Annotated in this window: 13 protein-coding genes; 6 read left to right on the top strand and 7 right to left on the bottom strand. The window is 55.8% G+C overall.

Going from position 1 to position 18,086, the window contains the following annotated elements:
- Positions 1 to 389: 389 nt before the first annotated feature.
- From RISK_RS09345 to RISK_RS09325, 4 genes are all read left to right on the top strand, one after another.
- Positions 390 to 1,556 carry an efflux RND transporter periplasmic adaptor subunit gene (locus RISK_RS09345; protein ID WP_083434875.1) on the top strand — a complete coding sequence of 389 codons (1,167 nt, stop codon included), beginning with the start codon at positions 390 to 392 and terminating at the stop codon, positions 1,554 to 1,556.
- A gap of 88 nt (positions 1,557 to 1,644) precedes the next feature.
- Complete coding sequence (locus tag RISK_RS09340) at positions 1,645 to 4,914, top strand: efflux RND transporter permease subunit (protein ID WP_047813985.1); 3,270 nt, start codon at positions 1,645 to 1,647, stop codon at positions 4,912 to 4,914.
- A gap of 69 nt (positions 4,915 to 4,983) precedes the next feature.
- The gene (locus RISK_RS09335) at positions 4,984 to 7,020 is read left to right on the top strand and encodes an alpha/beta hydrolase (protein ID WP_047813984.1); all 2,037 of its coding nucleotides are present in this window, start codon (positions 4,984 to 4,986) and stop codon (positions 7,018 to 7,020) included.
- 772 nt (positions 7,021 to 7,792) lie between these two features.
- A complete protein-coding gene (locus RISK_RS09325; RefSeq protein WP_047813982.1) occupies positions 7,793 to 8,488 on the top strand; it encodes an ion transporter in 696 nt (231 codons plus the stop codon).
- Here the strand turns inward: RISK_RS09325 and RISK_RS09320 are convergent.
- From RISK_RS09320 to RISK_RS28005, 5 genes are all read right to left on the bottom strand, one after another.
- Positions 8,480 to 9,637 (bottom strand): Wadjet anti-phage system protein JetD domain-containing protein, encoded by a 1,158-nt coding sequence (locus RISK_RS09320; RefSeq protein WP_053061114.1) that lies wholly within the window; start codon positions 9,635 to 9,637, stop codon positions 8,480 to 8,482. The two genes, RISK_RS09325 and RISK_RS09320, sit on opposite strands and share 9 nt — an antisense overlap.
- Entirely contained in the window at positions 9,634 to 13,014 is a 3,381-nt protein-coding gene (locus RISK_RS09315; RefSeq protein WP_047813981.1) for an ATP-binding protein, read from the bottom strand. The genes RISK_RS09320 and RISK_RS09315 overlap by 4 nt, the downstream gene beginning before the upstream one ends.
- Positions 13,015 to 13,262: 248 nt before the next feature.
- The gene (locus tag RISK_RS09310; protein ID WP_047813980.1) at positions 13,263 to 13,976 is read right to left on the bottom strand and encodes a DUF4194 domain-containing protein; all 714 of its coding nucleotides are present in this window, start codon (positions 13,974 to 13,976) and stop codon (positions 13,263 to 13,265) included.
- A complete protein-coding gene (locus RISK_RS09305) occupies positions 13,973 to 15,502 on the bottom strand; it encodes a DUF3375 domain-containing protein (protein WP_047813979.1) in 1,530 nt (509 codons plus the stop codon). Before RISK_RS09305 ends, RISK_RS09310 begins: the two co-directional genes overlap by 4 nt.
- A gap of 457 nt (positions 15,503 to 15,959) precedes the next feature.
- A complete protein-coding gene (locus RISK_RS28005; RefSeq protein ID WP_053061113.1) occupies positions 15,960 to 16,328 on the bottom strand; it encodes a hypothetical protein in 369 nt (122 codons plus the stop codon).
- On the opposite strand from RISK_RS28005, the gene RISK_RS32165 reads away from it, so the two are divergent.
- Both RISK_RS32165 and RISK_RS09295 read left to right on the top strand, forming a co-directional pair.
- Positions 16,327 to 16,479, top strand: coding sequence for a hypothetical protein (locus RISK_RS32165; RefSeq protein ID WP_160311423.1), 153 nt, complete (start codon positions 16,327 to 16,329; stop codon positions 16,477 to 16,479). The genes RISK_RS28005 and RISK_RS32165 overlap by 2 nt on opposite strands.
- Before the next feature lie 283 nt (positions 16,480 to 16,762).
- Positions 16,763 to 17,014 (top strand): hypothetical protein, encoded by a 252-nt coding sequence (locus RISK_RS09295; RefSeq protein ID WP_236696167.1) that lies wholly within the window; start codon positions 16,763 to 16,765, stop codon positions 17,012 to 17,014.
- Here RISK_RS09295 and RISK_RS09290 read toward each other — a convergent pair.
- Together RISK_RS09290 and RISK_RS09285 are read right to left on the bottom strand one after the other, a co-directional pair.
- Positions 17,002 to 17,472 (bottom strand): c-type cytochrome, encoded by a 471-nt coding sequence (locus tag RISK_RS09290; RefSeq protein ID WP_047813976.1) that lies wholly within the window; start codon positions 17,470 to 17,472, stop codon positions 17,002 to 17,004. The genes RISK_RS09295 and RISK_RS09290 overlap by 13 nt on opposite strands.
- A gap of 131 nt (positions 17,473 to 17,603) precedes the next feature.
- On the bottom strand, positions 17,604 to 18,080 hold the full coding sequence (locus RISK_RS09285) for a CBS domain-containing protein (RefSeq protein ID WP_053061112.1): 477 nt from the start codon (positions 18,078 to 18,080) through the stop codon (positions 17,604 to 17,606).
- Positions 18,081 to 18,086 lie beyond the last annotated feature (6 nt).

The raw sequence follows: 18,086 nt of genomic DNA, 5'->3' as shown, positions 1-18,086 counted from the left end.
GGTTTTATGTCCGTCGGTGGCGCAGTCGCTTACCGACGGCTACACTCTGAAATCCCTACCGGGACGAAAACGTGCGCAACCACAGTGCGTCGCAGCAGCAAAGATTTAGCATTCCAGCGTTCGCCTCGGTTGACCATGTGAGCCGATTTGGCGTTCGCCACGGTTGCACGCGGAAAGCGTGCCGTTTGCCGACACAGTTCGAATGCCGAAAGACTCCTGCCGACCTGCTTCACAACCAGGAAGCAATTTCCCGAGCCATCCCTGCCTGCTCGGCATTCAAGCTTTCATCCCGACCCACTCGAATGTTTTTCGGTCACCCGCTAGATTTTGGGGCAGCGCCCAACAAATCTATCTGCCCCGCCGCTGGGGCGACCAAGACCGAGTGAACAATGATATTCAAATTCTTGCCAGCTTCTCCGTTGTGCATCGGTCTGTTGTTGGTTTTTGCAGCGGGGTGTTCCAAGGCAAAGCCGGCGGAAGACGCCTCCGCCCGTCCCACTCAGAAGGTATCCGTTGCGGTTGCCGTGCAGAATGACGTCACCGACTATGTCGAATTGGTCGGACGTCTCGCAGCGGACGAAAAGGTGGTGATCCAGTCACGTGTGTCTGGATTCCTTTTGAAGACACATTTCACCGATGGACAACGAGTCAAGGCAGGGGATCTGCTGTTCACGATCGAGCCTGACGAATACCAAGCGATTTACGAACAGGCCCAAGCACAGATTTCGGTGGCCGAAACGCAGTTGGAATTGGCTCGAAAGAAGTTTGCTCGGTCTCAGAAGTTGCTGACCAACGATGCGATTTCTCGCGAAGAATTCGATGAGGACCAAGCGGCGGTGGCGGAAGCTGCCGCCAGTGTGATCGCCAAGCAAGCGGATTCAGCTCGCGTCAAGCTGGATGTGGATTACACCAAAATCATTTCGCCCATCTCCGGGCGAGTCGATCGGGCACTGTTGGACGACGGCAACTTCGTTACCGGTGGACTGGTGGGTGGCACGGTGTTGACGACCGTTTTGAAGGATCGGCCCATCAAGGCGATTGCGAACATCAATGAGGGTGTGCGGTTAACGTTCATGCGTCGGCGACGCGAACTGGGTGGAGAAGAGTTCCAAGAAGCCGACAAGCTTCAGGAACTGAACATCCCGTGCTTTCTGCAGCTCCAAGATGAAACCGATTTCCCGCATGAAGGCAAATTGGAATACGCGGAAAGCCAAGTCAATGAGCAAACGGGCACCTCGCAGATTCGTGCGGTGTTTGATAATGCCAGTGGTTTGCTGACGACAGGGATGTTCGTGAGGTTGAAGGTGCCTGTTTCCGACGCCCATCCTGCGGTCCTCGTGCCGGACACTGCGATCGGGACCGATCAGGCGACCAAATTTGTCTACGTCGTGGATGATCAGAACGAAGTGCAGCATCGCACCGTGGAAGTCGGTGACCGCAAGGGCAAGCTGCGAGTGATTCTGTCTGGTGTCAAACCCAGCGAATCGGTGGTGGTCGCGGGCATCCAGTTGATTCAGCCAGGCATGAAGGTGGATCCGGTTTCGCAAACTCCCTGACCGCGAAGCTGCCTTCCTCTTTATGTTGCCCCCCCGTGTCGCCTTGAATCGCATTTCTTCTTAGTGGGCTCCGGCCTGTCCAACCACCATGTCTCAATTCTTTATCAAACGACCGATCTTCGCCTGTGTGATTTCAGTGCTGATCGTGTTGGCGGGCGGCATTTTTGTCTGGACGCTGCCGATCGCTCAGTACCCTGAAATCGCACCACCCTCGGTGTTGGTCACCGCCAAGTACCCCGGTGCCAGCAGCGAAGTGGTCGCCGAGACCGTCGCCGCGCCGATCGAACAACAGGTCACTGGCGTGGAGAACATGTTGTACATGTCCAGCCAGTCGACCAATGATGGTGGGTACTCTCTGACGGTGACCTTTGCCGTCGGAACCGACTTGGACATGGCACAAGTCTTGGTGCAAAATCGAGTCAACCTGGCCACACCGGTGTTGCCGGCGGAGGTAAAGAGCACGGGCGTGTCGGTGGTCAAGGCATCCTCCAGTTCGTTGCTGGCGGTGAACTTCTTTTCGCCAGACCAATCGCGTGACCAGTTGTACCTGAGCAACTACGCGACGATTCGAGTGAAGGATGAACTGGCTCGTATCAATGGCGTGGGCGACATCACCATCATTGGTGAGCGTGATTACAGCATGCGGGTTTGGTTGGATCCCAATCGCATGGCGACGCTCCAGTTGACTGCTTCGGACGTGATTGGGGCACTGCAGGAACAGAACATTCAAGTTGCGGCCGGTGCGCTCGGTCGACCGCCCGTCCCAAGCGGCCAAGACTTTCAGTACACACTGAAGACGCTCGGCCGTTTGTCCACGGTGGATGAGTTTTCCGAGATTGTGGTCAAGACGGGAAGCAATGGGCAGATCGTGAAGTTGGCCGATATTGTGACCGATCGGCGGACAGACGAGAGCGGTGCCTCGTTTGGCGGCATCGAGTTTGGTGCCAGTTTTTCAGACACGAAATGCAAACTCGACGGTGTCGCTGCTTCGGGGTTGATGGTCTTTCAATTGCCTGGTTCGAACGCACTGGACACCGCCAATCGAGTTCGTGACAAGATGGAAGAACTCAGCCAGAATTTCCCTCAGGGCGTGGAATATTCGGTGAGTTACGACACGACCCCGTTCATCAGCGAATCCATCGGTGAGGTGTTCAAGTCGCTGCGGGACGCGATCATCTTGGTCGCAATCGTCGTGTTGGTCTTCTTGCAGTCCTGGCGGGCAGCCATCATCCCGTTGATCGCGGTTCCCGTTGCCATCATCGGTACCTTCGCGGTGATGGCCGGGATTGGATTCAGTCTGAACAATCTGTCCCTGTTCGGTTTGGTGCTTGCCATTGGGATTGTCGTCGACGATGCGATCGTTGTGGTCGAAGCCATTGAACACAAACTCGAAAGCGGCATGTCGCCGGTGGAAGCATCTGAGAAAGCGATGCAGGAAGTGACCACACCGATCATTGCCATTTCGCTGGTTTTGATGTGCGTCTTCATTCCTTGTTTGTTCATCTCGGGGCTGACCGGACAATTTTTCAAGCAGTTCGCCGCGACCATTGCGGTGTCGACGTTCTTCAGCGCGTTGAATTCGCTCACCCTCAGTCCCGCACTGAGTGCCCTGTTGTTGCGTCCGAAGTCCGAACAGCACGACTGGTTGTCGCGGATTTTGAACTTCCTGTTTGGTTGGTTCTTCAACCTCTTCAACCGTTTCTTCGGAGCTGTCTCAGGGATCTACGCCAGCATCGCTGGTTGGCTGATTCGGTTCGCGTTGATCGTCCTTTTGGTCTATTGCGGTTTGTTGTGGGGAACCTACGAGGCCATGACGACTGTGCCCACCGGTTTTGTGCCCGCACAAGACAAGGGGTATTTGTTAGTCGACATTCAGTTGCCCGACTCGGCGTCGTTGGAACGATCGGAGAAAGTGGTCGCGAAACTGAGTCAAGCGTTGTTGGGTAAACGCAGTGGCGACAGCAACTATTTGGCAGGGACGGTGGAGGCCGAACGGTCCTCGGACCCTGGATCGCAACACCATGGCGAACATGACCCGGACAACGGTTTGAAGGGTGTGGATCACACGCTCGAGATTGTGGGGCAGTCGTTCATTCAGAACGCGGTTGGATCTAACTTTGCGTCGGTGTTTGTGATTTTGGAGCCGTTCCATGACCGCGAAGAAGCGGACCTTTATTCGGAGCGAATCGCGACCAGGGTGCGACAGGCGGCGAGCAAGGAGATTCTGGATGCGAAAGTGTCGGTGTTTGGTCCTCCGCCCGTGGACGGTTTGGGCAGTGGCGGTGGTTTCAAGATCATCGTTCGCGACGTCGGTCAAATTGGCCTGGCTGAACTGGAAAAGACAGCCGGTCAGCTCAGCAAGGCCGGCACATCCAAGCCAGAGATCATGGGAATGCAAAGCGGCTTTCGAGCCAACACGCCGCAGTTGTTTGTCGATGTGGATCGTGAAAAGTGCAAGACAATGAACGTTTCGCTCAATGAGGTCTTCTCGACCCTGCAAACGTTCCTGGGTGGCTACTACGTCAACGACTTCAACGCATTCGGCCGAACCTGGCAGGTCAACCTGCAAGCGGATCCGATGTTTCGTCTGTCGCCGGATCAGGTCACCCAACTGTACGTTCGTAGCAACACGAACGAAATGATTCCTCTGGGAAGTGTGGCGGTTGTTCGAGACACGACCGGTCCCGCCGCAGTGCAACGCTACAACGGATTCACCGCCGCTTCGATCAACGGCTTGGCGATGCCGGGCGTCAGTTCCGGAGAAACGATTCGTGCGGTGGAGGACGCCGTGGCCGAGACATTGCCCTTTGGATTCGACACGGAATGGACGGAGTTGACCTACTTGCAAATCGCAGCGGGAAACACCGCCTTGATTGTCTTTGCATTGGCAGTTGTGTTGGTTTTCTTGGTGCTTGCGGCCCAGTACGAGAGTTTGAAACTCCCGCTCGCCGTGGTTTTGGTGGTCCCCATGTGCTTGTTGTGCTCCGTCATCGGGGTCGCGCTCGCCGGGATGGATATCAATATCTTTGTGCAAATTGGATTCGTCGTGTTGGTCGGACTGGCCAGTAAGAACGCGATCCTGATTGTTGAATTTGCCAAAGAGCAACAAGAACAGGGGCTCAGTAAATTTGACGCCACGATTCAGGCGTGTCGTCTTCGCCTGCGTCCCATCATCATGACTTCGCTGGCATTCATCCTGGGTGTGGTCCCCTTGGTGTTGGGAACTGGCGCCGGGGCCGAGATGCGATCCACGCTTGGGGTGGCTGTCTTTTCAGGCATGCTGGGCGTGACGTTTTTCGGCATCTTCTTGACACCTGTTTTCTACTACGTCCTCGCCAATCGGACGCCTCCGTCCTGATCGCAACCGTGCTTGGGTGAGCTACGTGATCGTACTGGCACGTTTTTTCGTTATCGCAGGAGCCAACGAGTGATCCATCGCGCAGCTATCAAGGTCCAATCGTTGTCGCGGTCGTACCTGGACTCGTTTTCGTTCACCGGATTGGTGTTCGCAACGCTATTTTTCTGCGGATCGATCACGCCGTCGTTGTTGCCTCGACCCTACGTTGTCCAGGGAATCCTGTCTGGGTTTTCGCTTGCCATCGGTTACGTCGTGGGTGTGCTTGCGACGTGGGGCTGGTCGTTCCTGGAATTGCCCCAGCCTGGAAGTACGCTGGCACGTCGTTCCAAACAGATCTGCGTGACGCTGGTGTCGATCGTCTTCGCACTTTCGATTTGGTATGCAACTGAATGGCAGAACTCGATTCGTATGTTGATGGAGATGCCGCCGCTCCAGTCAACGGCTCCGATTCACTTCTTTTTGATCGCGCTTTTGGTCGCATTCATTTTGGTTTCGATTGCTCGTTGGATGATTCGTTTCGGGGCCTCCCTTTCCAATCTGCTGCAGAAATATTTGCCTCGCCGAATTGCCATTTCAATCAGCACGGTGTGCGTGTTGTTGCTCGGACTGATGGTCGGCAATGGCGTGATTGCACGAGGGTTGCTGAACGCTGCGGATCGTTTCTTTTTGCAAGCCGATTTGTTGATTGATGACGGCATCGAACAACCCACATTGGACCTCGCCTGCGGTAGCGAGCAGTCGCTGGTCGATTGGGAAGCAATCGGCCGTCGAGGAAAGGACTTCATCGGGGGCGGCCCCAGGGCGGAAGAGATTGAAAGGCTGAGTGGGCGACCTTCGAAGCGTCCGATTCGGGTCTATGTCGGGATGCGAACGGACGAAGACGAGCAAGCCAGAGCAACGCTCGCTTTGGAAGAGCTGAAACGCGAGGGCGCGTTTGATCGCAAGATTCTGGTTGTCGCAACGCCCACCGGCACCGGTTGGCTCGATGAAAGTGCGGTCGACACAGTCGAGTATTTGCATCGTGGCGATACAGCGATTGTCAGCATGCAGTACTCGTATTTGCCCAGCTGGATCACCATTTTGGTGGACCCGTCTCGGTCCAAACGATCCGCCTCCGCGTTGTTCGATCAAGTCTACGCGTACTGGACCACTTTGCCGAAAGAAGAGCGGCCTCGGTTGTACTTGTTCGGATTGAGTTTGGGTTCCTATGGATGCGAAGATGCAGCGGACTTGATGGAGACCTTTCAGGATCCGATCCAAGGTGCAGTCTGGAGCGGGCCTCCGTTTCCCAGTCGGCAATGGGCGTCCATTGTCAGCTCTCGCAATGCGGGAACGCCCATTTGGTTGCCAACTTTTCGCGACGAATCGATGGTCCGGTTCACGTCGCAACAGAACTCGCTCGAAACACAGAAACGCTGGGGGCCGATTCGAAATGTGTACATCCAGCATGCGAGTGATCCGATGGTTTGGTTTTCACCCTCATTGGCCTGGCACCAACCGCAATGGCTTTCCGAACCACGTGGACCGGATGTCTCTCCTGGTTTGCGCTGGTATCCCATCGTGACGTTTCTGCAGATCGCTTTTGATTTGCCGATGGCGACCAGTGTTCCACTTGGCTACGGGCACAACTATTCGCCGTCGAGCTACATCGACGCTTGGGTTGCCGTGACCCAACCGGAGGGCTGGTCGAAGTCTGATTTGGACAAGCTTCGCGAACGCTTTGCCACACCAACTGAAGACGTCCAGCCGCCCATCCCAGACTTTGACCCGAGTTCGATTCCTTCCGAGTTGGATTCGGAACCCACCGAACCCATGTATCGACTTCAAATCACCGCCGAGGGGGAGCTTTACCGCAACGGCGAACTCATCTCGCGGTCGGCTGTGATAGACGATCTGCGTGGTTTTCCAGATGTTTCTGAAGTTCATGTCGTGGTCGACGGAGATCCGACCGTCACGGTGAAAACTGTTGTTGGGCTGCAGAAGAACTTGGGCAAAGAAGTCCCAAACCACGGTCCATTCACGTACTCCGTTACTCGTGATTCAGACGAACTGTCGTCTGGTGGTGATGCCTCGATCATACGGTCGGAAGAAAATCGAAAGGAATGATCGGGGACAACCACGCGAGCCGTTTTGGGTTGGCGGGTTGTGTGCGGTAACCGTGGCGAACGCCGTGCGGCTGACATGTGTTGGATGCATTTGGGGAGAAGGGACGCTGGCGACGAGAAGACGTTTGAGCTATCGCCCCGGACGGGGCCGACGTTCTTAGCTCGGGGCGGAAGCCCCGAGATTGATTGCGAGAAACGGCAGGTCGCCCCGGATGGGGCCGTCGTGGGGATGGGATGCGGTTTCCCGCTGACGATTTGGCGGTCCGATTTGGGGTGCTGGTTGTGTGCGGTAACCGTGGTGAACGCTGTGCGGTTTACATGTGCTGATCGCGTGTTGGGCGAAGAGGCGAAGACGACGGGAAGACGTTGAGGTATCGCCCCGGACGGGGCCGACGTCCTTAGCTCGGGGCGGAAGCCCCGAGATTGATTGCGAGAAACGGCAGGTCGCCCCGGATGGGGCCGTCGTGGGGATGGGATGTGGTTTCCCGCTGACGGGTTGGCGGTCCGATTTGGGGTGCTGGTTGTGTGCGGCAACCGTAGCGAACGCCATGCGGCTCACATGTGCTGGATGCATGTTGGGCGAAGGGGCGAAGACGACGAGAAGACGTTTGAGTTATCGCCCCGGACGGGGCCGACGTTCTTAGCTTGGGGCGGAAGCGTTGAGACTTCCAACGAAAACCGTTCAAATCCCGAAAGACTCCTGCCGACCTGCTACGGTTTCAACGTCGAGTCGCGATGCAAACAACAGATGCACCTAGGAAAGGAAAAATCAATTGGATCTCAAGCAGATCGTCGAGAAAACGGACACCAAGGCGGGACTCGTCTTTGACCTGACCATGCAGGCCTTGATCGTCGTCTCGTTGGTTGACTTCTCGATTGAAACCCTACCCGGACTTTCGGACACGACGCGTGAGATACTGTGGTTTGTCGAACTTGGAACGGTGATCGTTTTTACTGCCGAGTATCTCATTCGATTGTTCGTGGCCGATCGGAGGATCGAATTCGCGACAAGCATCTTCGGAGTCATCGATCTGCTTGCGATTCTTCCATTTTATCTGTCGCTTGGGTTCGACCTGCGTTCGATGCGAGCGTTTCGGTTGTTGCGTCTGTTTCGAATTCTGAAACTGGCGAGATACAACGCGGCTGTGCGAAGGTTTCACCGAGCCTTGTTGATCGCTTGGGAAGAATTGGTTCTCTTCGGCGTGGTTGCCGTGATCGTGCTCTACCTCGCGGCGGTTGGCATCTACCATTTCGAGAACGAAGCTCAACCCGATGCTTTTGCCTCGGTGTTTCATTCGCTTTGGTGGGCGGTGGCGACGCTGACAACGGTTGGATACGGCGACGTCTACCCGTTGACCGTGGGTGGCCGCATCTTCACGTTTGTCGTGTTGATCGTCGGATTGGGCGTTGTGTCGATTCCCGCCGGATTGATCGCGTCAGCGCTTTCCAAGGCAAGAGAATCAGAGTGAGAGTGCCTTGAATATCAACTCAGTCGGCAAGTGTTCTTGCTCGATCCGAAGGTTGGTTTCGCACACGTGGTGATAGCACCGCAGTTCGCTCTCACAAAGATTCTCGACTGCATGAGCCTCGCTCGCGTTGCCTTTGGTCGCTAGATCGGCAAATTGCTCCACGATGGATCGGTCCATCAAACGGCTTTCCACGTGCGGAAGAATCACTCGGAGTCGATCGAGAATGCGAAACCCGTCGGCATCCAGATCGCCCCAGTAAATGACTTTGCACTTCGAAAGCCAGGAGATCTCAGACAGTTGCGTCACCCCGTTTCCCAGTCCGCCCAACGCAAGCGTTCGACGCATCAAGGGCAGCGACAACAGACTCACTTTATTCTCGACAATGATGACTCGCTGGTCCCTTGCCGGCAGCTTGTCAATGGATTCAGCGGGCAATGAAAGTTCGTCAAATGGTAGCCCCAGATCGTGTTGCAACGCTTCGTCGAGGACTCGAAGCAAGTAGTGCGGACGGGCGTAGCGCAGCCCGTATCGAGGTTCAAATTGGTCGTGGCCAAACCGGAAATCAATCGCGTCGGGCGGCAACAGCAGATCCAGCCAGATTGCCAGCCGACGACGATGTTGCTCGATCAGCTTGGTGGAAACGGCAACCGGCAACTCACGAGCGAAACAATCTGGACGCGGATGCAAAAGCATGTGATCGAGAATGCTGAGCAAATCAGGAAGCACGTCGGACAACTCCAAAATCAACTTCCAATTCGTCCCCGCTCGCAACCAGTCTTCGAGCCTCGGTTGACGATCACGAAGCGTGGCAACGGCCAACTGAAGCGACTTCCAGTCACCCACCCGGTCACTCAGTTCAACCAGGTCATCCATCGTGTCCACGAAAACTGCATCGGGAAAGTCATTCTGCCCATGCGTGCGACTTCGACGGGATTTCCATTCGATTCGGTACCCTGATCCGATCGTTCGTTTGCTGTGCTCACGCAGGGACTCGACTTCCGCGATCGCTTTTGACAAATCCTGCGAGGGTGTCAGGTTGGCGGGGATTCGGTGTGGGAAGAACGCCTCCAGCTCATGGTTCAACCAAGCCTTGATTGCCTTCCCAAACAGTCGCTTTGCTTTGTCTCGAATCTGTTTGGCAGTGATCATGCTTCCTGATCCGCGGCTCGATACTGCTCGGTCGTCAGGCTGATCAATTGGCTGCGGTGCGTGTCGGGATCTTTGATGATGTGACCATACGTGCCAACATAGCTCTCCGTGATCCGTGCCTTGGCGTCCAGTGGCGCGACGATGGCCAACTGCAATCCAAAACGTTCAAACAAATCGAGTGCGTACTTGGCACGCGTGTCATCGCTGCGTGAAAACATCTCGTCCACCATGACAAATTGAAATCGTTCGCGGGATGGATCATCCGGTTGGAGATCATATTGATAGGCGATCGCAGCGACCAACACCAAGAACGCCAGTTTGCCTTTCTCGCCACCGGATTGCCCGGTGCCTCCGTCGTAATAGCTGCCTGGTTCACCCGATACCGTATCGTATTCGCGAGCCGCGAATTTGAACCAATTCCGAACATCGATCACCTTTTCTCGCCAACGAAGGTTCGCGTCGTCTCGAAGTCGGTCGACCAGCTGTTCGATCTTCTTGAACGTTGCTTCATTGGCGTCGTCGGTGCCACCTAGCGTTCCTTCCAGGCAACCCGCAAGCTCCCGTCGAAAATCACGGATCTCCGCGTCGGACGTGTCGCTTGGTTCCAGGCGCATGAACGAGCCTGGATTCCAATCGAGTTGACGCAGGGCTTCGTTGAGCGTTTCGACCTTGCTGCGAATTTCTTCTCGTTCGTCTTCGAGTGATCCATGTAGCAAGCCGATCTCTTGAAGCACTTTTTCCTTGAGTCGCTGTTTGAACCGCCGCTCGTGACGAGGCAGGTCGTCCTTGTTGATTCGCTCGGCAAGTTGTTTGAAGCTGGGCAATGCTTGAGGCGTGGGATCGAGTTCCGACTCGAAGACTGGGAATCGATTCAACAATTTGCTCATTGCCTTGGTCAGGTTGTCACGGACCGGAACGATTCGCTCTTCCAACTCGCTGACACGGACGTTCAGTTCATCCGCAATATCCCGCGGTAACATCCCAAGATTCTCCAATGTCAGTTTACGCTCGCCCAGTTGATGGACGACCCCGTCGAAGAACGCTTGGGTGGAAGCGAATCGATCGTTCGAGCGAGCCTCCTCGACTTTCGCATCAACTTGTTTCAAGATTCCTTCGCTTTTCCCGATCTCTGTCTGCAGATTGGAGCGTTCCCCCACAAATCGATCTCGTTCGGATTCCAGCCCCTGGATCTCCGCATTGAGAGCCGCCAGCTTTGCCTTGAGCTGTCGAACTTGATCGCTCGACTCCTCCAGCTTTTGCTTTTCGAGCCTCAATTGAGAGGCTTCAAAATCGTGCCGGTGATCGTCGATGGTGTCGAACTGCGTCACCGCCGATAACTCGTCCAACAGGCTCAGCCTTCGCGTCGCCTGGTCGCTCCTACGACGGAGTGACTCAGCCGATGAAACTCTGCGATCAAGCAACGCCTTTTGTTCTCCGATCGATCGTTCCAGTGCCTCTCGCTTGGTGCGATTGTCCCAGCCCAAAACGAAGTGCTTTCGGTCCCCAATCGCTGTGCGGTCATCTTTGGCGTGTTGCCGGCGGTTCTGTTTGACGTGTCGATGGACCGTCATCGCCCGACGACCCGCCATTTGAAAGTCTCGGATGGATTCGCACGCCAGGTGGTCGAACCGTGACAGAATCTCGCCGCGGACATACGGGACCAGTGGATGGTTGTCGCGGTAGAGCAACATGTCGGGCAGGCCCAGGTCGGTCGATGGTTGCGATGGAGTGGACTGGCGAGCCCCGACACGATCGTAGGTCAATCGCAGACCTCGACCGCGTGAATCCGTCAGACGCTGCAAATCGACAAATCCTGAAACCTTGGCATAGAGGTCGTCTGGGACCAACAATGTTCTCGCAAAGGAATGAAGCACCTGTTCAATCGACGCTTCCCAGCGGCCATGATCCGGGTTGACGGCGATCAACTCGGCCGCGAACGGAAGATCGGTTGGCGAGAGTCGAAAGGCAGCGCACAGTTCACTGCGAACTTCAATGAACGCGTCGGGCAGATTGCCCTTTCGTTGGCGAAGTGATTCCAGTTCGCTTTCGTCGGTGGCGAGTTCCTGACGCAGCACACCGATTTCATAGTTGAGTGATTCGAGCTGGTCGGTGGCGGTTTGTTTTTCGATCGCGATTCGTTGTTGCTGATCGCCAATTTGCCGGTGAACCTTTTCAAGTTGCTCGGGACTGGAAATGGTTTCGTCGATACCAACTTGCTTCAGTTTCGACTCATACAAAAGGCGTTTCTCTTTTTTGGACGCCGCATGCTGTTCTTCCTTTTCGATCAAAAAGGGGAGTTGCTGCAGTCTGGCCCCACCACTGTGGCGAATCTCGTGATCAACGGACGCGGCTTCACCACGTTTGGATTTCAACGAGTGATCCAGCAGACTGATCTGTTCATCAAGATGTTCCATTCGCAGTTTCCATTGCTGACACAGCGGACGCAAAAGTTCGCCGGTTTGGATGTCAAAGAACAACCCCGATGCAGCGAGTTCTTTGCGAGCCGATTGCAGCTTGGCGTTTGTCTCTTGGAACCGCTTGCCTGTTCTTAAGATCGGGACCAGCAACTCCGACTGCTGACGCACCTGCACGAGTGCACGATGAGCCTCACTCAACTGGGCAAAGTGTTCGAGCAGTTTGCTGACCTTATCGTTCCACGACTTCTTTTCCAGCATGTGATCGCGAATGAACTGATCCAGTCGCTGGACATCTTTCACCGCGACGGTCTGGTTGAAGATATCCATTGCCTTGGAACGAAATTTGACCAACCGTTTCATCCACCCGTGATACGTTTTGAAGTTCTCGGTGACTTCAAATCCCCGGTCGATCAACGTGCTCTTGATGTCACCGGTGGAGGTCAGATCGCCCAGGTCACCTGCGATGCTGCGAGGTTTCCGATCAAACGCGTAGAAGATTTTCCGATCGCCGCTCGACGTCAAATACATCACCTGGCAAACCGTGAACGACTTGCCCGAACGAGCGCTGGCGAACGTGGCCAACAGCGCCGTGTAGAATCCGGTCCCTTCCCGGAGGTACTGAATCCTGGGCTTCTCATCGCTGCCGGCGGTCCGGTCGTACGCACCGCGAATGTACGTTCGTTCGTCGCGTTCTTTCTTGGATGCCCCAGCGGCGACGTTGTAGTTTCGAACCCCGGGACGAACCAGCAACGTCAACATCGCATCGACCAGTGTTGACTTGCCCGCTCCGTTTTCACCGACCAGCAAACAGGAAGTCCCTTGAGGCGAGATCGAGTGGACTTGGCCGTCAAAAGTTCCCCAATTGAAGACTTCGAACGTCGCCAGACGGAACCCGGGCTTCAAACGTTCCGACACTTCATCGTCGTCAGCGAATAATTCGAGTGGTTGAGAGGGCTTCATATTGGTTGGCGATAAAATTCGAGAGACTGAGAAACGCATCACGCGACAGGATATCAGACGTCAAGGTTCCCCTCTGCGTCCCTGCGCCTCCCCGCCTCTGCGTCAACTTCCTACCAACCGTTTCCAACGCGATGGAAGCCGTTCTTCACTTTGTGTTCACCGAATTGGACCGCTCCACATGATCCAGCCTGATGGATTCGATGCAGAGGCGCGAGAGACGGGGAGGCGCAGAGGTACAGGACCAAGCATCAGATGTTTTCGCTGCCCTCTGCGTCCTTGCGTCTCCCCGTCTCTGCGTCAAGTTCTTCTTCCTGGACCGATCCCGCGTCTCTGCGTTCCAACTCCGCCTCCAAATCCGCTCGCAACCGTTCCAGTTTCTGCAGCGGCAATCTCGCTTTCAAGATCCGACGGACTTCCCAACTGGGTGGATCCTTTTCGAACTGGCGAACGAATTTCAGCTCTTCGAGTTTTCGAAGTTGACCGCCCAGATTCCGATTCGCTCGCACGTCGTCAGTCTCCGTTGGGGCGAGCGATTGCCAAACTTCGAGTAACGCCGCTTGAGTCACCACACAACGACCATCGCGATGAATTTCTTCTTCGAATTGACGCAGTTCTTCTCGCAGCAAGACGCATAACAACGACGCCTCGAACGTCAGTCGCACGCTGCGAAACAACTTTGGAATCGACGGGTACTCCGGCGGCAGGGACTCGGGATCGATCTGACGCAGGTAGGCCATCCCGTCTTCTTCGTTGACAATCAATTGCAACCCGATCCGAGCGAAGTAGTCCGTCAGCGGCGTGACGCCCGACAGAATCCGTTCCCACGTGTCGCCCGCGTCGTCATGGTAGACAATGCCTTGCAACAATCGAACTGCCGCGGGGGCCCAGGGAACCGGAGGCGGCATCGTGTCGGAGAACGTGTTGTCGGGCGTAGGATCCGTTTGCGAAGAAGGTTCTGTCATCGTGGTTTTCCCTTCCGGACGGGTTCGTTTTCGATTTGATGCGTCTTTGAGAAAGTGACCAGCGGAACACGAACGTGAACCGTGCTTGATTCGCCGCTCAAAGGATCCTCCGTCGTCACTGTCACCTGTTCGGTCGCTTCGGCATCGATGGCGTGACCGTCCTCGTGAGCAATCTGCATCCATCCGACCAACTCGATCACGCCGACCGTGGGTGGGCGATGTTCCAGCAACTGTGACAACGTGATGTTGGTTTGCAGATCCGTGACCCGGTGCACCAAGTCTCGCATGCGATCCCATTGCAAGCGTTTCAGCCCGGATAGCTTGCGAGCATGCCGTTTCGCTGTTTCCCAGTCAATCTCGTTGGTTTCCACGGCGATGTCGAAGACTTGCGGGGGAGTCCAAAACGGTCGGGTCAATGGCGAACTGATGCCCAACGTCGTGTCGACTCGCAATCCGATTTCGCTCGGCACGGGGATTCCGGTTTGACTCGTGGATTGTTTCATCTTCGCCGCCAACGTTCGAATCTCTTGCAAAACTTCGGCGGTTCGCTTGCGATGGCTGGTCGATTGACTGTCCAGCAAGCGTCTGAGTGTTTGCGACAATCGTCCTGTTTGACGAAGCACATTTTCGGCTTCTGCCAACAAGGAAGGAACCATTGCCCGAACGTGTTCAATGGCGCCGCGTTGATCGGTGATGGCTTCCAAACGTGTCACTTCGGCGATCGTCTCTCGTAGTTTGGCTTGAGCCTGCGGCGAAAAGAGGAAGGCGACAAAGGCATCGAAGCTGACACCTTCGTCTTGTTGTTTGACCAAGTCCTCCGCATCGAGTGCACCGGCCAAAATGTCACCGCGACCGCGCTCGGTATCCAGAGCCCCGCGGGTCACATCGCGAGCGATTTCTTCAAAGCGATCTTCGACCGCCCGGAAATCACCTTGCAGGGTCTTCAGCAGGTCAACAGCGGTGTGGAAACGTTCGCGAACCTGCGCGGGATGGTAGGTCTCGATCTCAGCGCCCCCGCGAATTGAATCGATCTGACGGTTCAAGTCGTCACGCTGTTCGATCAGGGTTTGCAATCGCTGTTCACGATCCGAGGAAGCGCCTTGGACCAAATCGGTCAGCGTGTCGATGACCAGCCGCAATCGAGATTCAGTGCCGACCATTCGCGTTTCGCGAGAGATCGACTGTTCAAGAAACCCAATCGCGTCTTCGGCATAGCGAGTCAGTTGGTAGTGCGGGCTGGACGATTCAGCTGGCAGAAAGCGTCTCAGCCACCCCGCATCCGACCATTCGCGAAGGTAGCGATCCGCGGAACCTGAGAAGGCGTCGTATCCGTCCTCCCGAAGTTGTTCTTGAAAGACGGTCAGTCGGTGTTGCAGTTCGTTGTGCGACAACGAGATCGCTGAATCTTGCCCGGTCAACTTCAACGAATGGCGGAGAAAGCAAACCACAAACGCCGCCTGATCGGCTCGCAGCAAACGAACCGTTGGCGAGGATTCCAAAAACGCGACCAATCTCTCAATTTCCATCGCGGCATTCTAATCTCACTGGCACACATTTGCTGCACGCCACGCCTTCCCGCCATCAGAATCCCGCGGTTCGCATCAATGTTGCACGGCCATCTTTGTCATGCCTCGACAGGCAAAAAACGCCCTGCAAAGCAGGTCGGCAGGAGTCTTTCGGCATTTGAAATGTCTTGGCAAGCGTGGTTGCTTCCATGTCCAACCGGGGCTAACGCCCAAACGGCTCACATGGTGATGCCCGATCATTCCTGCCGACCTGCTTAAGCGGAGCGCACCAGACGACGAAAACACGTTGCGTCCCAGGGCCGTTGTATCCAATCGGTCTGCTGACTTGCGAGATTCTGCCAGCACTTTCTCAAGCAAGTGTGACATCCAGAACTGGGCTCGAAGGGCAACGCAAAGATCGGCCCGGACCGTCACAACGAACGGCCCCGACCGATCCGGTTGATGCGATCAAGTGGGATCACCAGCTCCCGCCGGACGAGCCATAGCTGCGGACGCGATAGTATCCCCCACTGCTGCCGCCGGACGAACCGCCGGACGAACCGTAGCTGCGGGCGCGGTAGGCGCCACCAGAACTGCCGTGGCTTGCTCGCTGGACGGTGATTCGATGTCGAACTCGAGCGACGATGCGTCCCGAACTTCCACCGCTGCTGCCATAGCTTCGGGAAACGTAGCCTCCGCTACTTCCGCCTGAGCTTCCGTAGTTGACCGCATAGCCGCCACTGCTTCCGCCGGAGCTACCACCACTGCTCCCCCAACCCGCGTCGACGGAGTTACCACAGGCCGCCATTGCGATGGACAGCGTCATCGTCAGTGCAATCTTCATCATGTCAGTACTCTTCCATTCGTTGGATCATGAATCGCAAAATGCAAACACACAAACGATCAGCGAAACCATTTCGCCGATTGAGGCCGCTGTGCTGCAAAGCGTCGATGCGTCGGATCGCACATCGCGTACCACATTGGGGGCACCGTCCTGAATGAGGTCCTAGCAGGTACGCAGGAATGATTGGGTTTCACCTTGTGAGCCGTTTGGGCGTTAGCCCCGGTTTTGCGTGGGAACCGTGGCTAACGCCAAACGGCTCACATACCCGATGACACCTGCGTACCTGCTTTGCGTTCTTGGCATCGTGAGTGGATCACCATCAGCGGAACCATGCGGAATTCCCTGACGCTTCGGCCGGACCCCTGTTCGTGTGCAGCGACCGGAGGTTCGCCGAGCGAAGCGGGACGCTATGGATGCGAGAGACAACAGAGAAAATCATGAAAGCGATGATCCTCCGCCAAACCGCTCCGTTGAGTGTGCAACTACGCCCACTGTCGCTGGTCGAGATGGGCACGGCTGAGCCAGTCGCCAACGACCTGCTCATTCAAGTTTCCGCCCGCGGGGTCTGTCAGACGGAGCTCGACGAGCACTGCCTCAGCACCAATCGTTCGAGTCGAATTGGCGGAAAGGGCATCCACGTCGTGGTGCGGCCGCCAAGTTTCGATTGCATCCTGGTTCAGAATGAATAGGGACCGTACGGCGTGGGTTCGTATGGTTTCACCGAGTAGTGCGATTCCAAAAATGTGACCAGGTCGATCAGTTGCTGCACGGTCATCACCTCGTTGTAGTTTCGCATTTTGGATTCCCCTTCACTTGCGATGTCCGCTTGGTCAAATCCCTTGGCGAATCGGTGCGAAGGGTTGATGATCGACGTGACCAGGTCACCGTAGGTTTGAACGGCCATTTTCTCGCCGCCCAAGGCGACAACCTTTAGATCCGTGGAGTCTGAGTTCGACGACTGTTCCGTGTCATCGAAAGTCACGCCAGCCACGGTGTGGCACGCTTGGCAATTCAACTGCTCGAACGTGGATTTCCCTCGCGTGATGTCTCCTTCGGGCAGCGTGAATCCCTTTCCTGATTTCGGGTCGGGAGTGCATCCGATCAGCCCCAAAAGCAACACTCCAAAAAGAATATGAATCGTCTTCATCACGAAACTCCCATTTTGGTTGGCGCGAAATCAATGACGTGTTGCACTACACAACCCGTCCCCGTTGTCGTTTTGAGGCGGAAGGGATCGCCCACATTGACCAAGGCCACCGCGTATGATTTCCCTTCGATTCATGCGGGTGTGGCCGCTAGACGCACGAAGTCAACGGATGACACCATCCCCACCAACTGCTTCCCTTCCGTTGTGATCGGAATGTGATGCACTTGATGATCGAGCATCAAATTGGCGACTCGCTGCAATGGATCATCGGGCTTGGCGGTGACTGGCTTGGAGGACATTGCCGTGGTGACTTCGTTGTTACCCAACGTGTCGCGAATCAACTCGGTCAGCCAGAAACAATTTTCATAAACCGTCATCCGATCCTCCAGCGATTGCTCGGCGTCCTGCACCAATCGCAGCAAATCCGTGACAGTCAGGATGCCCACCAATTGGTCGTCATCGTTGACCACCGGCAATGCTGACACATGATTCTCGTTCAGTTGGTCGACGGCGTCTTGGATCGAGTCGGTTTCATGCAACTTCACGACGGGATGCTGCATCACGCTGCTGACCCGAAGAGCTGATGGGGTGGTCGATGCGGTGCCCATGTCTTT

Source organism: Rhodopirellula islandica (assembly GCF_001027925.1).
GTDB lineage: Bacteria > Planctomycetota > Planctomycetia > Pirellulales > Pirellulaceae > Rhodopirellula > Rhodopirellula islandica.
The sequence above is the reverse complement of the archived record's forward strand: the minus strand, read 5'-3'. Positions and strand labels throughout refer to the sequence as shown.

What these genes read in the sequence shown, in the direction of transcription:
- RISK_RS09290 (WP_047813976.1), bottom strand. Translation starts at nt 17,472, where the DNA reads ATGAAGACGATTCATATTCTTTTTGGAGTGTTGCTTTTGGGGCTGATC.
- RISK_RS09285 (WP_053061112.1), bottom strand. Translation starts at nt 18,080, where the DNA reads ATGGGCACCGCATCGACCACCCCATCAGCTCTTCGGGTCAGCAGCGTG.
- RISK_RS09315 (WP_047813981.1), bottom strand. Translation starts at nt 13,014, where the DNA reads ATGAAGCCCTCTCAACCACTCGAATTATTCGCTGACGACGATGAAGTG.
- RISK_RS09320 (WP_053061114.1), bottom strand. Translation starts at nt 9,637, where the DNA reads ATGATCACTGCCAAACAGATTCGAGACAAAGCAAAGCGACTGTTTGGG.
- RISK_RS28005 (WP_053061113.1), bottom strand. Translation starts at nt 16,328, where the DNA reads ATGATGAAGATTGCACTGACGATGACGCTGTCCATCGCAATGGCGGCC.
- RISK_RS09295 (WP_236696167.1), top strand. Translation starts at nt 16,763, where the DNA reads ATGAAAGCGATGATCCTCCGCCAAACCGCTCCGTTGAGTGTGCAACTA.
- RISK_RS09310 (WP_047813980.1), bottom strand. Translation starts at nt 13,976, where the DNA reads ATGACAGAACCTTCTTCGCAAACGGATCCTACGCCCGACAACACGTTC.
- RISK_RS09305 (WP_047813979.1), bottom strand. Translation starts at nt 15,502, where the DNA reads ATGGAAATTGAGAGATTGGTCGCGTTTTTGGAATCCTCGCCAACGGTT.
- RISK_RS32165 (WP_160311423.1), top strand. Translation starts at nt 16,327, where the DNA reads ATGTCAGTACTCTTCCATTCGTTGGATCATGAATCGCAAAATGCAAAC.
- RISK_RS09340 (WP_047813985.1), top strand. Translation starts at nt 1,645, where the DNA reads ATGTCTCAATTCTTTATCAAACGACCGATCTTCGCCTGTGTGATTTCA.
- RISK_RS09345 (WP_083434875.1), top strand. Translation starts at nt 390, where the DNA reads ATGATATTCAAATTCTTGCCAGCTTCTCCGTTGTGCATCGGTCTGTTG.